16 protein-coding genes are annotated in these 22717 nt (G+C 50.0%); 9 read left to right on the forward strand and 7 right to left on the reverse strand.

The features are described 5' to 3' along the window. Positions 1–25 precede the first annotated feature (25 nt). Positions 26–154 (reverse strand): hypothetical protein, encoded by a 129-nt coding sequence (locus Pla110_RS22990; RefSeq protein ID WP_261342276.1) that lies wholly within the window; start codon positions 152–154, stop codon positions 26–28. A gap of 196 nt (positions 155–350) precedes the next feature. On the opposite strand from Pla110_RS22990, the gene Pla110_RS12590 reads away from it, so the two are divergent. Further along, complete coding sequence (locus tag Pla110_RS12590; protein ID WP_144996104.1) at positions 351–1250, forward strand: SGNH/GDSL hydrolase family protein; 900 nt, start codon at positions 351–353, stop codon at positions 1248–1250. Between the two features lie 32 nt (positions 1251–1282). On the opposite strand, the gene trpD is transcribed toward Pla110_RS12590, so the two are convergent. The 4 genes from trpD to Pla110_RS12610 form a co-directional block, all read right to left on the reverse strand. Further along, on the reverse strand, positions 1283–2314 hold the full coding sequence (gene trpD / locus Pla110_RS12595) for an anthranilate phosphoribosyltransferase (protein ID WP_197440172.1): 1032 nt from the start codon (positions 2312–2314) through the stop codon (positions 1283–1285). A 155-nt stretch (positions 2315–2469) separates the two neighbouring features. Beyond that, positions 2470–2904: an STAS domain-containing protein gene (locus tag Pla110_RS12600; RefSeq protein ID WP_144996106.1), complete on the reverse strand. Its 435-nt coding sequence runs from the start codon at positions 2902–2904 to the stop codon at positions 2470–2472. Between the two features lie 409 nt (positions 2905–3313). Further along, positions 3314–4216: a sulfotransferase family protein gene (locus tag Pla110_RS12605; RefSeq protein ID WP_144996107.1), complete on the reverse strand. Its 903-nt coding sequence runs from the start codon at positions 4214–4216 to the stop codon at positions 3314–3316. Positions 4217–4442: 226 nt separating this feature from the next. Continuing rightward, positions 4443–5864: a lipopolysaccharide biosynthesis protein gene (locus Pla110_RS12610; RefSeq protein ID WP_144996108.1), complete on the reverse strand. Its 1422-nt coding sequence runs from the start codon at positions 5862–5864 to the stop codon at positions 4443–4445. A 653-nt stretch (positions 5865–6517) separates the two neighbouring features. Here Pla110_RS12610 and Pla110_RS12615 point away from each other — a divergent pair. From Pla110_RS12615 to Pla110_RS12625, 3 genes are all read left to right on the forward strand, one after another. Continuing rightward, entirely contained in the window at positions 6518–7192 is a 675-nt protein-coding gene (locus Pla110_RS12615) for a hypothetical protein (protein WP_144996109.1), read from the forward strand. A gap of 75 nt (positions 7193–7267) precedes the next feature. After that, complete coding sequence (locus tag Pla110_RS12620; RefSeq protein ID WP_144996110.1) at positions 7268–8539, forward strand: polysaccharide biosynthesis/export family protein; 1272 nt, start codon at positions 7268–7270, stop codon at positions 8537–8539. A 123-nt stretch (positions 8540–8662) separates the two neighbouring features. Continuing rightward, positions 8663–10543: a hypothetical protein gene (locus Pla110_RS12625; protein ID WP_144996111.1), complete on the forward strand. Its 1881-nt coding sequence runs from the start codon at positions 8663–8665 to the stop codon at positions 10541–10543. 148 nt (positions 10544–10691) lie between these two features. Here Pla110_RS12625 and Pla110_RS12630 read toward each other — a convergent pair whose 3' ends face one another. After that, positions 10692–12470, reverse strand: coding sequence for a serine/threonine protein kinase (locus tag Pla110_RS12630; protein ID WP_231742407.1), 1779 nt, complete (start codon positions 12468–12470; stop codon positions 10692–10694). A 161-nt stretch (positions 12471–12631) separates the two neighbouring features. Between Pla110_RS12630 and Pla110_RS12635 the strand changes: the two genes are divergently transcribed. Beyond that, the gene (locus tag Pla110_RS12635) at positions 12632–13774 is read left to right on the forward strand and encodes a tRNA-queuosine alpha-mannosyltransferase domain-containing protein (protein ID WP_144996112.1); all 1143 of its coding nucleotides are present in this window, start codon (positions 12632–12634) and stop codon (positions 13772–13774) included. 176 nt (positions 13775–13950) lie between these two features. Next, the gene (locus Pla110_RS12640) at positions 13951–16242 is read left to right on the forward strand and encodes a hypothetical protein (protein ID WP_144996113.1); all 2292 of its coding nucleotides are present in this window, start codon (positions 13951–13953) and stop codon (positions 16240–16242) included. A 19-nt stretch (positions 16243–16261) separates the two neighbouring features. Here the strand turns inward: Pla110_RS12640 and Pla110_RS12645 are convergent, their stop codons facing one another. Then, positions 16262–17716 (reverse strand): sulfatase family protein, encoded by a 1455-nt coding sequence (locus Pla110_RS12645; RefSeq protein ID WP_144996114.1) that lies wholly within the window; start codon positions 17714–17716, stop codon positions 16262–16264. Between the two features lie 567 nt (positions 17717–18283). Between Pla110_RS12645 and Pla110_RS12650 the strand changes: the two genes are divergently transcribed. The 3 genes from Pla110_RS12650 to Pla110_RS12660 all read left to right on the forward strand — a co-directional run bounded on the left by Pla110_RS12650 (position 18284) and on the right by Pla110_RS12660 (position 22632). After that, entirely contained in the window at positions 18284–19957 is a 1674-nt protein-coding gene (locus Pla110_RS12650) for a S41 family peptidase (protein WP_144996115.1), read from the forward strand. 253 nt (positions 19958–20210) lie between these two features. After that, on the forward strand, positions 20211–21113 hold the full coding sequence (locus Pla110_RS12655) for a YncE family protein (RefSeq protein ID WP_144996116.1): 903 nt from the start codon (positions 20211–20213) through the stop codon (positions 21111–21113). Between the two features lie 595 nt (positions 21114–21708). Continuing rightward, complete coding sequence (locus Pla110_RS12660; RefSeq protein WP_144996117.1) at positions 21709–22632, forward strand: ABC transporter ATP-binding protein; 924 nt, start codon at positions 21709–21711, stop codon at positions 22630–22632. Positions 22633–22717 lie beyond the last annotated feature (85 nt).

Below are 22717 nucleotides of genomic sequence, written 5' to 3' on the forward strand. Positions count from 1 at the left end.
TTCGCTTTCCTGCAAACTTTCTAGTCTATTTTTCCGGAATTTGTCGGCCCTGGTTGTATCCATATCCATTTTCAGGTGTTTTTTCCGGAAACTGTTCCTCCGCGCGCTCGGTAACCACTTCAAGCCAGAACAAGCCAATACGACTGTTTTTCATAGGGAGCCTTGGTTCCTCACCATCCATTTTACTGGACAGTTCAACTTTGTCGTTTGTTTTTTACGCCTCATTAAATCGACCAAATGGACACTCTCCCAACACAACCAAATTTCGCCAGGGACCATTCGGTGACATAATGGTAACCCTAAAGTGAATACACTGATGAAATTGACTATTTCACTTAAGAATATCTGCAATGTTTATCGTGCACTTTCCTACGGTGGCTGGGACTGGATCTCTGGTTGTTGGTCACCGACAATCTCGGGATGACTCCGTACGACAAATTGAATCTCTTTTCTTAGCGATCAAACCAGATCGAATGACTCTTGCCAATCGAGTTCCCACCATGCCAAAACTTGTCACTGTCGCTCTGTTCCTGATGATCAGCCTTGGGGTTCTGTTTTCCTTACTGACGACGAATGCGAATCCCACTTCAAATGAAAAACAAACGGACGTTCGCATTGTTGTATTGGGTGACTCCATCACGAAGGGAGTGCGGACGGGAGTCGCTGCGACTGAAATCTATCGACACCTGATTGAACAGGAATTGTCCACACCAGAACATACCGTGGAAGTTCTTAATGAGGGCATCGGCGGGGAGCGAACGGACCAGGCGATAAAGCGGTTACAGAAAACGGTCATCGACAGGAACCCGGACATCGTTACGGTTATGTACGGAACGAACGACAGTTATGTCGATCAAGGGAAAACCGAAAGCCGATTGTCGGTGGAAGAATACAGAAGCAACCTCGAAAAGATTGTCGAGCAGATGAAGCAGGCCGGCATCACCGTCGTGCTCATGACGGAACCACGCTGGGGATCAAAAGCGGCGAACGGACTCGGTGAAAACCCGAATGTTCGGTTGGAGAAATATATGGATGCCTGTAGAAAAGTCGCCGAGAAAATGGGCGTTTCACTTGTTGATAATTATTCCGCCTGGAAAGAAGCAGAAGACGCCGGAGCAAACCTGTCATCTTGGACAACTGATGAATGCCATCCAAATCCGAAAGGCCACGAAAAGCTTGCGACCACCATTGTGCCGGTGGTGCGTCCTCTCGTCGAGAACTTGAAACAGTCCGCTGTACCATCTAACTGACGTCACCTAAACAACTCTAGCCTGACTTTGTTTCAGGATTGCTTCGCCAACTTCTGACTCAAGTCGACCAGTTGTTGCAACTTCTGTGCAGCACCGCGCGATTCGAGGACACTCCTGGCTTGCTGGGTTCCCTCGGCGACGGTCGCACAACGGCCTGTTAACCAGAGGGCGGCGGCCGTATTGGCGAGCACCATATTTGTAGGCCCCCCTTTATCGCCGCCAAAGATACCGCGAATAAGCGTGGCACTTTCCTCAGGGGAACTAACTGTCAGTTCTTCAACTCGGCAGGGTTCCAGTTCGAATGACTCAGGGGTCCACGTCATTGGTTCGGCCTGACCATTTTCAACGATCCAGGCAACTGTTTCCCCCCAAAGACAAATCTCGTCGATTTCATCATTCCCGCAAATGACAGCAGCCTTGTGTGTTCCTAGACGGGCAAGTGCGTGGGCAATCTTTCGGGCGTGCTCGTTGCTGTTCGTGCCTAACAGTTGATATTCCGCACCGGCCGGATTGGTGAGCGGTCCCAGCAAATTGAAGATCGTGCGAATTCCTAATTGTTGTCGCACGGGAGCCACATATTTCATCGCCTGGTGCAACAGGGGCGCAAAACAGAAACCGATGCCGATTTCATCCACGCAAGTTGCCACGGATGCCGGGGAAAGTTGCAGATTCACCCCTAATGTTTCGAGGACGTTTGAAGATCCACTCGAACTGGAGACGGAACGGTTTCCATGTTTGGCAATGTTCACTCCGCAAGCGGCAGCCAGAATGGCGGTGGCGGTACTGATGTTGAATGTATTGAGACCATCTCCACCAGTCCCGCAGGTGTCCAGCAGCCCGGTTGCGGCGGGTTTGATTCTAGTTACGCGTTCCCGCATCGCCTGTGCGGCACCCGCGATTTCCTCGACCTCTTCCCCTTTAATTCGAAGCCCCATCAACAGCGCCGAAATTTGAACAGGTTCGGCCTCTCCTTCCATGATGGCGCCAATCGCAGCGTGCATTAACGACTGGTCCAGAGGTTGCCCATCCAGTAGCTGAAGTAATGCCTGTTGCAAAGGAGTCATCGCGTGCCAAACCAATCTGTTCTGAGGAGCAACAAATAGAGCGACAGAAGAACTTCTGTCCATAGTCAGGCAGTGTAACCCGATAACAGGGGGCAAAACAACGCCAGCGTCAGCCTTAAATAGCTGGAGGGAAGTCTCGCTGCCGCAAAGCTTCGCTACTCTTGGTTTTCATCGAAGCTGGCAATGGCATCCACGAGCAAATCGTGATACGGCCACAGGCGCGTCAGCCTCATGTTATTGAGAACGCGGCGCATCTCTTCCGAGGCTGCGCAGAAGCAGACTTTACCACCCAGATCCGATTTGGCTCGAGCAAGTGAAATGAGCGCACCGATGAACTCTGAGCCGAAGTATTTCAGTTCAGAAAAGTTGACAATCAACACATCGGGATAGGGCTCTTCGATTGAACGTCTGATCGCATTACATTCGCGTTGCAGTTCGCTGTATCGAAACGAATGCCCATCTCCCACCGGGGTGAGAATGAACAAGTTGCCCTCGATGCGTGAGGTGAGAATTTTTAAGTTGTTTATCATGCGGGAGAGGATCCATTTACGACGCAAAGTAGCCCGAAACTCTACATCGATCTGCTTCATCGAACACAGTCAATTATGAGCGATTCTAGAAACAGTTTTCATCTCTGACTTATCGAGTCAGGAATCATCAATCATGAAGGATATCCATCAGAAAAGTTCTGGCGAATATTCTTGGGGAACGAGAGAAAGCGGAACGCTCCGCTTATTAACCGATTCACTCAGGTAAAAATCATTACATTGTGAAAGTCTATACTACTTATACGCAAAATAGCTGTTTGGGATCTTTCAAAATGGAAATTCAGTGGCCATTTAAAGCACAAAACCCGCTTTTTTCCACCAATACCTAATATAAGCTATTACTGATGCGAATTAAACAAGATTTTTACAATTCGCAGGGTCAAAAAGAAAGGGGCCAGAGGTCACCATTAGAATCTGGTGCCAATCAACTCCAGCTCTTTCTGCTGATCCATTATTTCAGCCAGTGAGAAAGGTCGCGATCCAGCATTTCACTCAGCTTTTGAATTTCATCACGATAGACATCCCGCAAGCGTTCTCGCTGTTCGGGCTGTAATTTTGGATGGGAAAGATTGCCGTAGCGAACTCGATTGCGGAGTTTGAGTGGTGTCATATTAACAGCGATTGATCTCAAGACTGCGTTACTACGAACGACATTAATCATTCGAGCCAAGGCCCGACTCTTGGGAACTCCCGAGCTGTTCACTTCTTTCAAATCCTGGAAATCGAAGTTCGGATTCACCCCCAAGATCCCGCACACATCGCTGAGGACTTTCTCGGAATCAGATCGTAGGTCATCTGCCAGCAGAATATGCACGCGTTCGCGTCCGAAGGCATCGATGAATTTCTGCAGCTGCTCCGAATAAAACCCTACGCGGGTGTAGTGCCACATATGGTGCCAGTTATCAGCGATCCGTTTTTCTTCCAGATCGAGTGCTTTGTCGAAATCTTTCACCGGCTCGTGAACGCGAGCATGCGTGTAGAGGAAGCTGGAAAACGCCCGGTCAATCGGGTTTCGTAGAAGGGCAATCAGCTGGGCATCGGGAGCGTACTTCTGAATCGTAGGTATCGCATGCTCCGGGTAGTACATCGTACTGACCGAACCATCTCCTAACGCTTTGGCCCCATTGGCTCCGGTATACAACTGCTCGTACAAATCAGGATCGGAAACCACTTCTTTGTTAATTTCTTCCTCATCGCCCGGTCCTTGAAAATTCACCGTCTGACCTGCAAATGCCCAGAAGTGGGGCTCTTTAGGCTCGGTGATGAAAATCTCCGGATGTTGTTCCAGATAACGGACCAGGGCCGTAGTTCCACTACGAGCGGCTCCGATGATTAAAAAGTTGGGTTGCGTCATGATTGTTCAGTCTTCCACTAACTCAGAGTTCAGCATTCGCTGAAAATATTCATTTCGAGGTGCGATTGGAGGTTTGTTCACGGAATGGCCCTGCCCGAAGAACTCGCCTGGTTGCGACTTTTCGAGGCACCCCCCTCTTTATAAAGGAACGGTGCGTTTCGCAAGTCTGCGACGGGAATCTCGTCGCTCTGAAATCTACAGTCTCTCCGCCAATTCAGTAATTGTATTACACTGGTTTTTTGAGGGAAAAACGAAGGTACGGTAAAGGAATGATTTTCATTTCCCGGTAGACGAGGCCTGCCAGCAGCAAATTCGTAATCACTAACGTAATTCCGTTAGCAATCGCGGCTCCGTACATCCCCGCCGCAGGGATGAGAAGCATATTCAATACCAGAAACAGAACAGTCGTGCCTCCGTACACTCGTAAACTCGCTTTCTGATGACCACATAACGAGAGCAGAAGACCTACAGGTCCCGTGAGGGCATTGACCAGCTGCCCCATCGCAATAATCACCATCGGCCAGTATCCGACGCCAAAACCAGGTCGAAAGAACTCCAGAATAGGAACGCCGAACAGGACCAGCACCATCGCCAGTCCAAATGAAGGCCAGAAGGCTAACGTTATTGCATAACGACAAATGCGTGTCAGGTCACCCTTTTCGCCTCGGGCGTATGACTGCGAAATGATGGGGGCCACGATTGCGTTCACTGTCATCAGCAAAAAAGCAGATAAACGGGCGGTTCGAGTGGCAGCTGCGTAAATTCCGGACTCCGCCTCTTTACTGAGTCCTTCGGTCGCGGCGGCAATTCCCAACGGCTCCTGATCTTGGCCCAGCATACTCAGCAATACAACATCCGCATTCCCAATGATGATGATAAACAAAGAAATCCACAGTAGCGGAACGCCCACCTTCTTCCATTCAGATTCATCGTATTCCGCCGGAGCTTGTCGGACCTCGACGGGAAATAAATGGCGGATGGAAAATTCCTGCAGGATCAGAATCAACACGACAGAGAAAGCGATCAGGTACAGAATCTGATTCGCATCCAGACTGTCCCAGAAATAGACCATGAATCCAGAGCCGAGGATCAACACCAGAGGTTGAAGCAGGTTGGGCGGTCCAAAAGCCTGAAATATATGTTGGGTACTTCGAATGATGCTTGATCGGACTTCACAGAAGGACCAGAACGGAACAATCCAGATCGCGATCATAAACGCCTGAACCGAAGCCGGGGTCAGATCGAATTGGGGAACTCGATCAAGCCACGGAAGGACGATGCTACCAGCGACCGCCAGTAACAATCCGGCCACAGCCATGTACAGGTAACTTCTCCGCAGAAACCCTCGGAGAAGAGACCACTTCTTCTGTTCCAGATATTGGGGCAGGAAGCGCAGGCTGGTCGTTTTTAGCCCGAGAGCGGAAACCGTCGAGAGTATGAGAATCATGCTCCACGCGCTGGCATAAATTCCGACGTCTTCTTCGTTCGTTGTCCAGCGGGCCAGGCAAGCAAAGGAAAGCAGTTTCAGCACGTGACCGCCGACCTGAGTCGCCAGAGCAACGCTCGCACCTCCTAACAGCTTCCCTAATAGTGGATTATCGGCCAGACGTTCTGTGATATTCCGAATCAGTTGGGCAATGCGGTTCACAAAGACCTCCTTTTATAAACCGCGAACTCAGAGGGCGCAACAGCTGAAGGACGGAGGGTTCCTGAATTGTTCATCATGGGCAGGTGGCAAATAGATGGCTTCCGAGTCTGGCATATTCTTGCCGAACGGGCTGGCTTTCTCCATCGGTGTGAAGTCGGATTGAATTCGGACGCTTTGCTCTTTTGAGCTGATTGGTAGCCAGAAGATAGCGATCTCGCAGTAATATTGAACATGTATCTACTAATACATGATCAACCGATTCCTGGCTAATTCGCATCCGAGACAAGTCCCGGAATTCCAGATACCAAAATCCGCTCCAGACTAACGATCTCTCCCGCTAATGAACATCCAAGCCGAGACAGGCGCTTTGTAATTTTCACAATTCGCCTAAGTTCAGAACTGCCAAGAGACATCTCAAACGAGCATTCTGTCCGAGCAACAAAATGAACATTCCACCACCAACTGCTGCTTTACCCACTCTCGGCTAATGTGAAACTTTTCGGATTGTATGGATTTTGGTGAATAATCCGATTCTAACAGGCCGATACCAAGATCAAACCAGTTCTCTTTCTCCAGTAGCGCGGACCTTATGGGAAGAGATTGGAATTCAAATAATCGGATACAGTTTCGACGTATCACAACTGGGTAGGCATATGAATCGGTCGCTAATTCTAATGAGTGTGCTCTGTGGATTGCTGGCTTCCAGCTCGACAGGCTGCATCCGTTATCACGATTTCAGTAACGAGTTGCACGTCAAAAAGCTGGCCTGCAAGTCATATGACAATAGATACGACTTCGACCCCGGATTCAAAGATGCGAGACATTTTGAACGGGGCTGGAAAGAGGGTTACACCGATGTCGCCCTTGGTGGGGACGGCAATCCGCCGACTTTCCCTCCTGTACCGTACCGTTCATTCAAATACCGGAACCCGGAAGGTCATCAAATTATTGATCTCTGGTTCGAGGCATACCGCGAAGGGGCCAATGCTGCGTTCACCGAAGGAGTGCAGCACTTTAACTACCTGCCCACCAGCGATCACCAACGGTATCAGGGAATCCTGAGTTCGACGACATCGACTGTCGTGACTCCTCAGCGAATGACACCGACCGAAGTAGCTCCTCATGAGGAATATTTCGTTCCTCCAGCAAAGGGAGCGGAACCGCCCATCAAGCTGCAAGACATGGAGCAAGGCGAAGAGCTATCCGTTCCGCAAGTCATGATGGAACTACGCCAAATGCCTGAATCGGTAGGAGGCGCACGACTCGCTTCCGGTCAGGAATCGGAAGAGGACGGCGTCATGTTCCTCAATCTGAATGAGTTCGAATAAATAACTGCAGCGTCTCGTCTTCTCTGAACTGCTTACATCATCGCATCGTATTTTGATCAATCGTGGAGATATTCAATGACCGAGCAACGGATGGCAACCTGGCCTCGACAGCTTGGATTAACCCTGGCAATAACACTGGTTGCTTTTGCATCTGGCTGTGTTCACAAGGGGGCTATTCCGGTCCGTCAAATCCCTCCGCAGTTACGGGAAGAACCCCTTAATAACGAGGTCCCTATCGACTTCACGTTATTGCGTCAGACACCACCTAAACGACACATCCTGGATTCAGGCGACGTCGTCGGGGTTGTGATCAAAAGCATTCTCGGAAAAGAGAACGACGCAACGGTGGTCTTACCACCTAACGAACTGCAACCCAATGCATCAGCCGGTCGTCCTTATACGATTAGCGATGAGGGAACTATTTCCCTGCCCATGGTTGGTGACTTAAACATAGGCAACATGACGATTGCGGAAGCGAACAGAGCTCTTGCAACGGCCTATTTTGAGAATGGGTTGTTGAACGAAAATAACGCAGAGATCGAATTGCGACTCGTTCAAGCTCGAAAAATCCAAGTACACGTCATGCGAGAGGATTCCGATAGCTCACTGCCATTGGCAATCCGCTCTGACCAGCAGTTCTATGTCAAACGCGGTTCTTCGATGATCGTCGAACTTGATGTATACCAGAATGACGTCCTGCATGCTCTTCAAGAGAGTGGTGGACTTCCGGGTATCGACGCCAAAAACGAAGTCTGGATTATTCGTGGTAAAGATTTGACCACGATTGAATCAAGCCAATATGTTCAACGTCTTTCGGAACGCAACGCCTTCGGCGGTTCTGATCCGTCAGACCTGGAACGACGAGTTACACGCATCCCGCTCAGTATGTCACCTAATCAGGACCTGAACCTGAGCGAAGAGGACATCATCCTGAATGATGGCGATATTCTCTTCATTGGTAAACGAGATACCGACTTCTTCATCACTGGGGGACTTATCGATGGAGCCAGAGTCCCTTTGCCTCGAGATTACGATGTTGATGTTCTGACTGCCCTGGCAATGGCCAACGGTAACCCATTAGGACCTGCAGCTGGTGCCCGTTCGAATAACTTCCAGCTTGGACCGGGGAACATTCTTCCTCCAACCCGTCTGATTATCGTACGCCAGTTACCCAGTGGGGATCAGATCAAGATTCTCGTCAACTTAAAACACGCGGTCGAAGACGAACACGAAAGAATCAAGGTACTGCCAGGCGACTTGTTGATTCTGGAATACACCAAATCGGAACTATTCCTGAACGTCATGTTGAACCTGATCAACCTGAACTTGTCACTGGACCAGATATAAGCTGTTCGAAATCTGATTCAGACTTAGAACACTTTTTGCAAACCATGTTTTTCCTTCAATGTAGAGATCAATCCGCAGGCCATCGTTACTCAGCCTGAGGCAGGTACAAGAATGATTGAATCGATGAAAAACCGACTCATGGACAACTCTGGCAAGTTATGCTTCTGCATGATGACTTGTGGAGTACTCGGGATTCTTTCCGGAACAAGCCTTCAGGCTCAGACCAATTCCAGAATGCCGGTCATTCAGAGTCTCCCGTCGCGTTCCGACGCGGTGCAGACTGCTGATCGCCGACAGGCAGGTCGTGTCATTCTGACACCGGTGATCGAATCGAGCGAGCTGGCTAATCCAGGGAAGGTCTACTACGAACGGACCGACCAGGGCACATTCACCCCTCCTTCCAGTCGGGAGGAACCAGGACGAGTTGCATACCAGCCAGCTAAAGTAGAACCGAAGGCTCTACCGGCGACTCAACAGTCCGAATACAAAAAGTTACAGCAAGGAACATTCCACATCGATTCGCTCAGCGACGATTGGAATGCACGAGGCGATTTGCCCAGTGCTCCTCCTGCACAGATGGAGAGAAAATCAAACACTCGGCTTAGTGCATCACCAGTTTTGCAACACATTGAAGCTCAGGAATATGCGAGCCAATCACCGGTCGCCTTACCTGAACCCGAATATATTGATGTACCCGAGTTTGAAGAACGTGCTATTTACAACAGTAGCAACAATAATTCTTCAGGGACGTCTTTTGAAACATCACCAATCACAAATGGTTCAGGCAAGCCGGGAGCTTACTCTGCTGAAGAAGCCGATTGGATTGCAAATGCGTTCGCACCAGATGCAAGAATTGACGCCATTGAAAGCGTTGGCTTTGTAAACATCGACCTGGACCAACCAGCCGCTGATTCAGAAGCCAAACAAGTTTCATTCCAACAATCAGCAGCTTATAATACAGCAATGGCACCTGCCGTTCGCCAGTCAAGCACTTCTAGTTTAGATTCATTCGAAGAAACATTCGAAAACCTCCCTCGTCGTAAAGGCCGAATGTCAGTTAACCCGGCCAGCTATCTGGAAGAAATCGCGGAAGAGGGAGCAGAAAACATTCCTGAAATGCAGACTGTAGGAGCCTGGTTTGGCTCCGATGGCGGAACTGTCTATGCAGACGCAACCTGCCCTCCTCAACCACAGTGGAGTTTCAGAGCAGAAGCCCTGTATTGGCACCGATCCGATCCCAATGGGGGCGAACCCCTTCTGATCCGTGTCCCCAGTCAGTCCGCTCCCCAATCTTATATCGGTAACGATGTTGATTTTGACAATGAGTTGGGCCAACGATACCGCTTGGAACGGATGGGGACAGAAGGAACTGGATTCGACATGGAATTTTTCGGAGTGAACGACTGGTCCGACACAGCCCGTTGGCAGGAAGAAAGAATGATTGTGCTAGGAACAGAGATCGGTGCGGGCACCGGTGCAGTGACATCCGATTCAGAATTTTACAGTTGGGAACTTAACGGTCGTCGTGAATGGGACCCCTGGACAACAATGTTCGCTGGTTTTCGTGTGCTGGTTCTTGATGAGTTCACCTCCGTCTCTGGTGCCGGGGATGTGACAAATGTCTTCTCCAGTGTCGACATTGAAAACAATATGTATGGTCTGCAAGCGGGTTTGGATCGTACCCTGTTTGACAATGGTGGCGTGCTCATGATTGATATGAGCTTCAATCTAGGCGTGTTCTACAACTCGATTGAGTCAAACACGGTCAACTTCCCCTCCTTCTTCGACAACGATAGAAGTTCCACTTCTCTCCTTCGAGAATTGAACTTCAACATGACTCTCGCCGTCACGAATCATGTCAGCGTCATCGGGGGTTACACTCTACTGTGGCTCGACGACGTGGCTCTGGGACCGGATCAGTTCCTCGATCGGAACAATTCGCTCAACGATGATTCAAACATCTTCGTCCATGGTGGAAATCTCGGTCTGTTGTTTACTTGGTAAGACACGAGATAAAAAACATAACGCTTCTGCATGTCGGTCTTCCGACGGGGGGATGCAGAAGCGTTTTTTCATGCGCGGTCCGTCTGATTTTTCATCAAATTTCATTGCTGATAGAAACGATCGAGCCATTTTGTAGCTGATTTCGTTTTCAAGCCCGCGACTGTCGGAAGTAATACCAGCCCGGAACCCAGAAGCTGACAGCGGCTACGACACCAAACAGAGAGATACTGAAGTCGAACGGGCTATGCATTGAAATCAGTTGCATTAAAACGCCTGTCACAAACAACGCTGCCGACTGAATATAAAACGCCCCGGTAAGAATGCCCGCCTTGACCAGGAAGACGCAGCCAGAAATAAATCCCAGAACTGGCGAGAGCGACAGCACCGGCAAATCCATTGCGTATTCAAGCCAGAAAAGCAACATGCTGGCTATTAAGGAACCGGTCCAGACATGCGCAATCTGTCGCTCTACAAACGTCACCGGTCCAGACCGTCTCCGTGCTGACCAGAAGATACCACTCCAGACCCACAGTCCTACGCACCAGATCGAAAGATAAGGGAGACGTGTTTCGAAATCGAAGTATTGCAGCACATTGGTGATCACACAGATCAGCAGTAATACCAGACTGTGCCACATCCAGAGTAATCCCCAATTTTCCAACACGGGGGCATGATGGGTCTCACGAAACATCCTCAACCAGATTTGTGAGAAGTGTGATGTTCGAGCGGCGATCGGCTCATCATTCAAATACGCCTTCAAATCGGCTTCTAACTCGCGGGCCGATTGATATCGTAGCTCCTGTGGCTTCTGTAAACACTTCAGGAGAATGAGTTCCAGATCCCGATCAATTTCCGGGTTCAATAATCGCGGTTGAACTGGCTCCTGTTCCAACACGCGCATGAGTACTTCCAGAGAGTTTGCCCCTTGAAATGGAGCTACGCCGGTCAGCATCGCGTACAGGACGGCCCCCAAACCGTAGACATCGGTTGTTTCATCCAGCGATTTGCGATTTCCAGCGGCTTGCTCCGGAGCGAGATATCCAGGTGTTCCCAGTACTGCCCCTGTCATCGTGAGACGTGTCGGACCAGGTTCTAATTCTGTGACTTCAGAAGAGGTTCCGCCGGCTGTCATTTCGTAACGACAGGCCAAGCCGAAGTCGCTGACATACGGGCAACCATGCTGATCAATCAGGATATTACTCGGTTTCAAGTCGCGATGTAATATTCCCCGTTGATGAGCTTCTGCCAATGCCCCGGCGATACTAACCAGCAGGGCCACCGCGTCGCGGTTCGACAATGGGCCCTTGTATAACCGCTCGGCAAGATTGGTCCCTTCGATCATCTGCATCGTGAAATAGGGATGACCATGAATCTCACCGACTTCATATACGGGTACGATATTTGGATGATGAAGCTGTCCTGCTGTCTCGGCTTCGATTTGAAAACGGGATCGTTCCTCTAATGATGCCAGCGCCCCCTGTGAGATCATCTTCAAAGCGACAGTTCGATTGATACCAGCCTGTCGCGCTTTATAAACAACTCCCATTCCCCCTCGGCCGATCTCCTCCAGCAACTCGTAATTACCGACTCGATTTACAACGGGACGATCTTCGGACGGAACTGCACCGGATTGGGGATTATCTGCAGAAGCCTTTTCGGTGGGTCGATCCAGGAAATAGTCCTGAGAAGAGGCGAATGAGGGGGGAACTGGCGTAGGATCGTTCAACTCCAATTGGGCGAAGTCGACGATCTTCAAAGTCGCCCACAATTCTTTCAGGTCATCGCTGAACTCGGGATGTGCCGATGTCAACTGACTCAACTTCGACTCGGACGGATTCTCCATCAACTGCTCTAGCAATAGGGAGAGTTGATCCTCATCGCTCGATGATTCAGAGGTATTTGATTTATCTGCTCCAGATTCGGTCACAGGTTATCTGTCCTTGCGTATGAATTCATTTTTCCGCAGCGTCCTTCCAGAAATCGGTTCAACTCTCTGTTGGGTGCGACAGAGTTCTCTCATTACGGTGCGTTTATTATAGTCACCTTATGAACATTAAACGCTCCTGTTGGAAAATTCCGAAGGTGTAAATGAATAAAATCCTCGCTCTCAATCCATTTCATGGTGGTAGCCATCGAGCATTCTTAAATGGTTGGATGAAACGCAGCTGGCACCAGTTCTCAGTCAATACGTTATCCGCCCATCATTGGAAATGGAGAATGCGGCATTCGGCGTTTCATTTTGCGGACGCCTTCAGTGACGAATTCAAAACTTCAGATAAGGCTTTGGACTACGATGTGCTTTTCTGTACGGACATGCTGAATCTGGCCGAGTTTCGAGGACTTGCCCCTCCCGCTATTCGGAACCTACCGGCGATCCTTTACTTTCATGAGAATCAGCTCACCTACCCCGTGCAGGAAGAACGCGAGCGCGATTTGCATTTCGCTTATACGAATTTCGTTTCTGCTTATTCCGCTGAGTCAATCTGGTTCAACTCGGAATACCATCGAGATGAGTTTTTGACTGCTCTCGAAGAATGGTTGCCGAAAATGCCAGATGCGAACTCAATAAAAGCAACAGTGGCCAGCCTCTGGGAGAAAAGTGACGTTCATCATCCGGGAGTAGACACTCCGCCGTCGCCACCAGTAAGTCGATCAGAACGAAATGTCCCCTTGCAGCTGCTCTGGGTTTCCCGATGGGAGCACGATAAAGGCCCCGAAATATTCTTTGAATCTCTACGACTCCTGCAGCAGTCAGGCGTTCCTTTTCGAGTGAGTATACTGGGAGAGTCCTACGAGCAAGCACCGACTGTATTTGAAGAGGCCAAACGGACCTTCCCCAATGAAATTCTGCATTGGGGTTATCTAGAGAATTATGCCGAGTACCAGAAAACATTAAGTGAAGCCGATGTTGTTCTCTCTACAGCCCGACACGAGTTTTTCGGGATCGCCATTCTCGAAGCTGTGGCCGCCGGTTGCCGGCCGCTGGTTCCCCGAGCTCTCGCTTATCCGGAAGTCTTACCCGAAGAAGAATCATTTTTCCATCACAACGACCCGGCTAAAATCGCGGAGTTCCTTGGTTCTTACGCGGCCAATTTGAATGCGAATCGAGTGCGGGATGATGTCATGAGAGAGAGATGGTATCAATTAGTCAGCCAGTATGGGTGGAATCAAGGCGTCCCGCGGATGGACGCCGCCGTCGATCGAGTCGTCAGTGAATGGAATCAGGGCTGATTCACTGACTATGAAAACACGGCCTGAGAAATCGCGGGCGACTGAAGCATTAACTTGCCTGACTTCTTCCTTGTGAGTGGGTTGAGTCACGGCTTAGAATAAACGCTCCCCCACTTGCCTTTCCCACCTGATCTGCCATCCTTCCGATTCCATCCTCCAACGCGACAGGCATTCCCATGCTGGAACGTTCTCGTCAAAATCCGCTGTTTCATCCAATTGCGATTCTCATGGCGGGGCTCGCCTTATCCATTGGCTGGGGCATCCGTGGTAATTATGGCCACGAAACGGGCGCGATGATGCCAGGACTGCTGACAGGAATCGTCGTCTGCCTTTTCTCTCAACGAGAAGACTGGCGCGAACGCGTCGCCTACTTCGCTCTATTCGGAGCATTGGGCTGGGGCTTTGGTGGATCAATGTCCTACATGCAGATCCTCGGGTTCACCCATTCAGGGCACTTCCCCTCTCAGATCTACGGTTTCTACATGCTCTTTTTCCTTGGTTTCCTCTGGGCTTGTCTCGGGGGAGCGGGGACTGCAATTCCGGCCGTCTACTCGCGGAAAGAGTTAACAGACCTCTGCAAACCTCTGGGCTTTCTGGTCGGCGTCTGGATCATCATCTTTCTATACCGGGTTCCGCTGCAGACTTCCATCCAGGACCTGCTGCATGAACCCGATGTGCAAGACGCAATGAGCCGTCACGCCTATGCCGTGTACTGGCTCGATTCAGACTGGTTACAAGTGTTGTTTGTTATAGGATCTCTGTTGGCGTTCGACTTCTTCAACAAACGATATGAAAAAGGTTTCCTGATTCCACTCTGTGCCGCCGGGTTCGCCATTCTAGGAACGCTGGTTGCAAGTGTGATCCAGTTCTTCCTGACCGACGCTATTGACTCCTGGAACTTGAATCTGTCTCAATATTTCTACTTTTCCCCCAAGTTCCTCGGAGCAGTATTGGGCGCAGTCGTAGGAATCAACCTGTTTCATCGCCGAGTGGGCATCCAGAAAAAAGAGAACGTCGAAGGGGCCTGGATTCTCGCCACTTTTCTACTTATGGGTTTGGTTGTTGGTGGAGTGCTTCAGGCTTTCTCCGATGCGTCAGGTTTGTCGGATGCATTCGCACGAGTTCTGGTTCGGTATTTCGGGGACCAGTCCCAGTATGACTTGGATGAACTTATCTTTAACTGGCCCAACTTTACGCTTTACGTGCGTGACTACCTGGGGTTGATCTTCGGAGCGATGGTCGGCATTGGGATCTACTTTTATAAATATGGTGAATTCGCCTTCGGTTCGAAACTCTTCCTCTACATGGCTTGCGGTTGGTTTGCTGGTTTCCTGTTTTTCCCCGTCATCCTGGACCTGCGTCTAACTCCTCCCCGTGGAGATAACTGGGCCGGTATTCTGGGGACCTATGCGGGAGCCGTAATCTACTTCCTGCGACATCAGAAAAAGGAGATCGTCACTGCCTCCGTGATCTGTGGAATGATTGGCGGAATTGGATTCTCGGGTATTGCCTGGCTCAAACTCATGCTGGTTTCCATCGGCAGCCCCAAACTCGCTACTCTACCCGGTTGGGCAGAGACTTGGACGGAGTGGCAGAAAACAGCCGATCGTACTCAACCTACGCTGACTCCCAGCCCTGAATACCAGGCTTATTACGAAAACGTGGTGCAGCCTTATCTGCAAAGCTGGCAACATTGGCAGCATCAAAACTGGCATAGCTTCCTGGAGCAATCCTATGGATTCGTCAACGGCGTAGGAGTAATCATTGCCATGGCGATACTCCTACCCCGAGTTGCCCCATTGAATAACAGCAGTCCCCGCAAAAGGTGGACGGAAATCCTGGCATTGATGGTAAGTGTCGCCGCCGTAACCTACCTCAACCTGCGTAAAAACATTTCAGGCTGGGTGCGGGATGAAATCATGGAACCTGAAATGAAGGCCCCCTGGTTCGAAAGCATTTCTTTCTCGGCCGATGGTTGGTTCCTCTTCTTCTATCTCTTCGGAAGCCTCGCCTTCCTGTACTTGCTGCTCCAACATAAAAAACAGCGAATTCCCATCGTCCCTTCGACTTGGCTGGGGCGCGGTCAACTTCTGTTTGTGATTACCTGTTGGATTCTGGTTTCTGCCAACGTATCACATGCTTTGCCCGGATTCCGTGATCAACGGTTGTTAACGGAAGGAATCATCACGATCAATGCCATCATTTTAACCGTCTTTCTGCTGACTGTCCGCCGCGAGAGTTTATTCATTAATCCTCAGCAGGCAATTGAGACTAACTGGAGCAACCTCCTTTGCAAGTCCGTCTTCGTCTGCGTAGTTGTCGCGGCCCTGTTACCCCTCTTTGAGACGGCAACGATCCGCATGGTTTACGGCGATGCTCATGCCGGGCATTCCGGAGAGAACTTTCGATTCGGTCCCAAAGCGGACTGGAAACACAAACCGAATCTGAAGAGTGAGAAACATCAGTAAAGACGGGGCAGCCTGGTATTTACTTGGTCAGTTTCAGTCCGCGAACATTCGCTCCCTGGACCTTCTGAAGTTGATCTCCCAGATCAGCCCGGGCTGCATCCGCATATTTCTTCAGCTTCTGGACGATCTCTGGATGCTGATCGAGGACATTGTGGCTTTCGCTAATGTCTTCATCCAGGTTGTACAACTCCAACTCTGTTTTCGGATAGTTCTGTTTACCGGGTAGGCCTTCCTCTCCATGGACCAAAACGTGGCGATACGAATGTGGAAAATGCAATTTCCAAGGTCCGCTACGAACGGCATGAAGTTCATTCACCCAGTAATAGTAATAAACCTCATGAGGAGTTCGAGCCTCCGGTTCATCCAGCAAGAGCGGAAGGATATTCAAACCATCGATTTTCTCCTCAGGTAAATCTGCGCCGACGATGCCGGTTAGCGTTGGCAGAATATCGATGGTGGCGGCCAACTCATGGCACGTCGTTCCGGATGGGATGTGTCCCGGCCAACTCATCACACAGGGAACCCGAACTCCCCCTTCCCAAGCCGTTCCCTTTCCTTCTCGCAACGGATGAGCCGATCCTCCGTGGGGGCCATAAGAGAGCCACGGTCCGTTATCTGAGGTAAAGATCACGATCGTATTTTGATCGAGCTGCAAGCGTTTCAAAGTCTCCTGGATTTGTCCGACTGACCAGTCGATCTCGGAAATGACATCGCCATACAATCCACGCTCTGTTGTTCCAGCGAACTTTTCGCTCGCAAAGATAGGCACATGCGGCATGGAGTGAGCCAGATATAAGAAGAAGGGTTGTTTCTGGTTTCGCTCGATGAAGTCAATCGCATGTTCGGTGTACCGCTTGGTCAATTGCGACTGATCCGGATTAAGCTCGACAACCTTCTCGTCTTCAATAAGGGGTAGCGGAGGATACCTATCACCTGCAGTCGGGTGCTTCGGCCACATGTCGTTTGAATACGGAATTCCGAAGTATTCATCGAATCCATGGCGAGTCGGCAGGAACTCAGGAGCATCACCCAAATGCCATTTACCAAAGTGAGCCGTGGAGTAACCACGCTGTTTGAAAATCTCCGGGAGTAAAGTTTCCTCTGGATTGATCCCGTCCTTTCGCCCCGGTCCGAGAGCACCTCTGATTCCTATACGGTTGGGATAACAGCCCGAAAGAAGTGCCGCTCGCGAAGCCGAACAGACCGCCTGAGCGACGTAAAAGTTCGTAAATATCCGCCCGTCAGCTGCCAGTTGATCGATATGCGGTGTTTCGAAGCCTTCGGCCCCAAAGCAGCCCAAATCGGCGTATCCCTGGTCGTCCGTGAAAACTATCACCACGTTTGGCAGTGTATTTGCTTCTTCAGCCTGAAGTTCTGTCACTTTCAAACTGGGACTGGCAAGTACTGAAAAACAGACCATTTTGCAAAGAAAACTAAATCGATTAAGTATTGATTTGAAGCCAAGTTGGGACATTTAGTACTCGCTTTCAGGCATCTGGAACTCTAGACGAAGGTGAGATTCACTTTAATGATATAGTTGCAGATTCTGCAATTGATTGGAGCGGTCGTGAAGGGAATCGAATGTAACGATTACAATGGACTCATATTCACCCCTGTTTTTACAGATTGGAGAACAGGCTCATTCCAAGTGATCGCAAAAGATACTCCAGCTGACACGACCGGCACGCAAATGTCAAAGACTTTGCTTTGTGAGGGTTATTCATCCAGATCGTCAAAAACGATGTTTGACCTTCGAAATCACCTGACTTATATTCAACTTATCCCACAGAGCGTTGCTCGTGGGGAGACCTCACCTGAAGGAAGCGTTCTCTGGAGCGAATTCCTCAAGACCGGGTTCCAGCCGTCGATTGGCAATCTGAAATTTCGGGTAGCAAAACGTCCAAGCTGAAACAGCTCTTCTTGTATTTCTATTTAGCAAAACTTAAACCCGACAGAGATGGATCTCTGCGACAACTGACATGACTCCATTCTGTAGCTTACGCAAGGCGGCGTTCGCGAGAGTCCGCCCGAGGTACGCTGCATGTTTAGAATGAACACCCTGAAACTGGCTCTCTCCCTTTTCTGTGCCATCAGCATGATGCACGCCTACAGCTGGAGAGTTACAGCAGCGGAAACGGTCGAATTGACCAGTCAGTCGAAGGTGCTCCAGGACGGAAAGTCACACGAGCTATCCGGTCGTTGGATTGAGGCGATTGATCTGTATGAAAAGGGCTTGAAGAAATGGCCTGAAGATGCAGACCTCAAATACCATCTGCGAATTTCAAAAATCCAGTTCGGAATTGAACGCCGATACGAGGACGACAGCTTCGACCAGGATCTGGTGAAGCAATCTCGATCCGATGCCCTCTCGCTTTACGATTCGGTATTCACTCGCGTCCAGGGGTTCTACGTCGATCGATTAAGTCCGACGTCTTACGTGGCTCATGGTACAGAAAGCCTGTACTACGCTTTAAGCAACAAGAAGTTTGTTGAGCAGAACCTGCCACGCGCTACTCCCGAACAGATTCGATCCGTTAAAAATACGCTCTACCAGGAGTACTGGAACAAACCCGTTCGGGACCAGTACAGTGCACGTCTTATTATCGAACAAGTTTGTGACCTCGTCAGACAGCAATTGCAGATGTCTCACGGACCAGTCGTCATGGAATTCCTGTTTGGTGGTTGTAATGCCCTCGACGATTATAGTAATTTCCTGACTCCGGACCGTCTTGAAGACCTGTATGGAAATATTGAAGGTCAATTCGTCGGACTCGGGATCGAAATGAAGGCAGAACTCGGTAAAGGAATGCATCTGGTCGATGTTCTTCCCGGTAGCCCTGCGGAAGCAGGGGGCTTGATTCCCGAAGAGTTTATCGTCGGTATCGACGGGGTGAACTGCCGCGACATGAGCACGGACGAAGCCGCCCGATTACTGCGAGGACCTGAAAACAGTCGAGTTCGATTAGATATCTTCGACGAATTACATGACAACATCCGACAGCGGGAATTCATTCGTCGTCCCGTCGATGTGCACAGTGTCACCATTGCTAAAATTGTAGATGCCGATAACGGAACGGGATATATCAAAATGACCGGTTTCCAGAAAGGAACCGCTCAAGAGATGGACGAAGCTCTAGTAAGCCTGACCAATCAGGGAATGCGATCACTGATCTGGGACCTGCGCGGGAATCCTGGTGGGTTGCTGACGGCAGCGGTGGAAGTATTGGATCGCTTCATTGATCAGGGTGTGATCGTGGAAACCCGTGGTCGTTCAAGTGACCAGAACTGGGTGTACCGTGCTCACCACAACAGCCAACACCGAACTTATGAAAACCTGCCGCTCGTTCTCCTCGTCGACGGTAATTCAGCGAGTGCGAGTGAAATTGTCGCTGGAGCCTTACGGGATCACAACCGTGGACAGATCATTGGTCGTAAAACCTACGGAAAATGGTCGGTGCAATCGATCTATCCCATAGGTGGGATTCCTGGTCAAGCTAATAGCAAGACCGGTCTCCGAATCACTACGGCTCGATTCTTCTCTCCGAATGGTAACACCTACAGCAAAATCGGTGTTGAGCCCAACATCGAAGTTGCTGAATCAGAAGAGGTCGTGACCTCATTTTACCGTGGTGCGTTCGATGAGAAATATAAAAGCGACCCTGATATTAAACGGGGAATGCAAGAACTTCGCGAGCACTTGAGTTTGCGAAAATAGTCTGCCCTGTTTCATTCACTGGACATCCTTTCCCGTAGCAGATATCGTCGAAAGAGTCCTGAATCAACGACAAATAAGTATCGACGACGGTAGAAAACTCTGTTTTCCACCGTCGTCGATCAATAGTTTCCTCTGTCATTCTTCTTATCTGAATCGTGAGTAAAGTCATTCGCGATTCCTATTACAGCGTGACTGAGACGGCGCCGTTCGGTTCAGTATTCTTATCATCGGGTCTCTTAGCAGAGCGATCTCTATGACCACGACCGATCATTCATGGCTTCTGGACGGTCAGGGGTTAGTGACTCCGACTGTAGAATGGAGCGTGAGGACTCGCGGTCCTCTGGTTGAGGTTCGACATGCCCCCGAATGCCAGGAAACCTTCGCGGCTGACATTTCCGGTAGCCTGTATCGCTTGAACATTCAGGGGGAAATCACGCGACGAAAAGGGAAGTTCCCGCACACCAGCCGCATCTACTGGTGCTCTAGCGGCGAATTGGGAGTGGTTTGCCAAAAGGCTTTTAAGGTTTCCCTGGTTAACCGCGATTTCGAGGTGGAGTGGGAGGCGAAATTCCGTGAAGACGTACGCGCCGTGGCCATCTCTCACAACGGCGATTATGTTGCGGTCGCACTCAGCGACTCTCAGATAATTTTGTTTGATCGATATAAGAAACGCATCGCAAAAGTACCCACACGACGCTCGCTGGACGACCTTCATTTCGTCTGGGAAGAACCAGCGATTGTCGGTAGCTCTGATCTTGGCCTGCTCTGTAAGTTCTCCCTGAAGGGAAAAATCGACTGGATGATCTCCCCGACTTCCCGCTCCAGTCAGGCGAAGGTCAACAGTGATGGCTCTCGCATCTACCTGTCTGCACATAATCGAGGAATTCAGGTCTACGACGGGGAAGGAGAACTGCTGGGTGCCTACCAGATCAAGGGAATTCCTCAACTTCTCTCCCTCAGCCCTGCTGGCAACCGCCTTGCTGTCCTGACGACAAACGCCCTTCTCTTCTGGATGGATTTGCAGGGCAAACTTCTTTGGGTAGCCCCTGTACCTGAACAGATTGTATCCATCGATTGTGACGGATTTGGCTCCAGACTGATTCTCGGTCTCGAAACTGGCGAAATCACATGCCTCAACTGGTCATTGGAAAATTAATTCGCACCTCCGTTACGGAGCGTCTCTCTGTATCGACAGCCTTCCTCTTCTGAGGTTGCTCTCGTATTCTTCAAATCTGCTCCAAGTCAGGTTGAGAGAGCAAGATTTGCGGGTGAGCTCTTGAATACCAGAGAATTCTTGTGAGTAGGCGTAACTTCGCTGCTTGCAAATGCTTGACTGGCGTTATAGATTGGCCGTTTGAGGCATTTGTAAACTGATAGGATTCGGTTTCAGCTGTCCCGACTTTCCTGCCCCGTGGGAAGATTCTCCTCTCTCATTTCAACCCCGGGACCTGTTGGTAACTGACTTGAAGAGGGTTCGTGAAATCGCGATTCCCTTTTTATATTATTTCCAACGCACATAGACAGATATCCGTAGGTTCTATACGGGGAAACTCTTCCTCTTTTGGGGCGTTCTGTCCTGAAACAGATAATAGCCAACCAAGAACCAGGCTGAACTCTGTCGACTTTTCCCTCAGGAATATTCATTTCGACATTCATCCCTACCGGACAATACAAGACCTCAGTTCCTTTCTGATTCATTCCCGGTATGTCACCCATCGACCTAAGAAACATCAATTTAACAGGGGTTAAGAATGCAGGCTGAACCTGTCATTGAAATCAAAAAACTGACGAAGATTTATCGGGACTTCTGGGGTCGTCAGAAAGTTCGTGCGTTGAATTCGCTCAGCCTCGACGTGAAAAAAGGGGAAGTATTCGGTCTTCTCGGTCCAAACGGTTCGGGCAAAACCACGACGATGAAATGCCTGCTTGGCCTTCTATTCCCGACATCCGGTGAAATTTCTGTGTTGGGTCGCCCCGCCAACGACGTAGAAAAGAACGAGCGTATCGGATACCTGCCGGAAGAATCCTATCTCTACCGCTTCTTGAATGCGGAAGAAACACTCGATTTCTACGGTAGACTATTCAAGATTTCTGCCGCAGAACGACGTGAACGAACACAGCAGCTGATTGAGATGGTTGGGTTGAAGAACGCCCGTCGTCGCCAACTCAAAGAGTATTCCAAAGGGATGACTCGCCGAATCGGCCTGGCTCAGGCACTGATCAACAATCCGGATCTGGTGATGCTGGACGAACCGACCTCCGGTCTCGACCCCATCGGTACCCGCGAGATGAAAGACCTGATCATCCAACTGAAGGAACAGGGCAAGACAGTCATCATGTGTAGCCACTTGCTGGCCGATGTTCAGGACGTCTGTGACCGAATCGCGATTCTGTACGGTGGAGAGCTGAAAGAATTGGGAAATGTCGAAGACCTGATCCAATCCAAAGAACAGACCTGCATTACTTCGACAGAGCTTCCAGATGAAGCGATCACCGAGATTGATGCAATCCTGAAGAAATACAATGCAGAGAAGATCTCCGTCGAACATCCGTCGACCAACCTCGAAGAACTCTTCCTCAAAACGGTTCAGGAAAGTATTGACCGTCCGGGACAACGCTTCGTACCGGCCAATGACGGCGACAAAAACCAGGAACCCGTTTCAACGGAATCCTGACCTTTTTGATACATCCAATTCCTGTTCCAGTCTGGATACTTCTCCACACCACTATCGACATATTCGGCCAAATCCCAAATCAGAG

Source organism: Polystyrenella longa, assembly GCF_007750395.1.
GTDB classification, from domain to species: Bacteria; Planctomycetota; Planctomycetia; order Planctomycetales; family Planctomycetaceae; genus Polystyrenella; species Polystyrenella longa.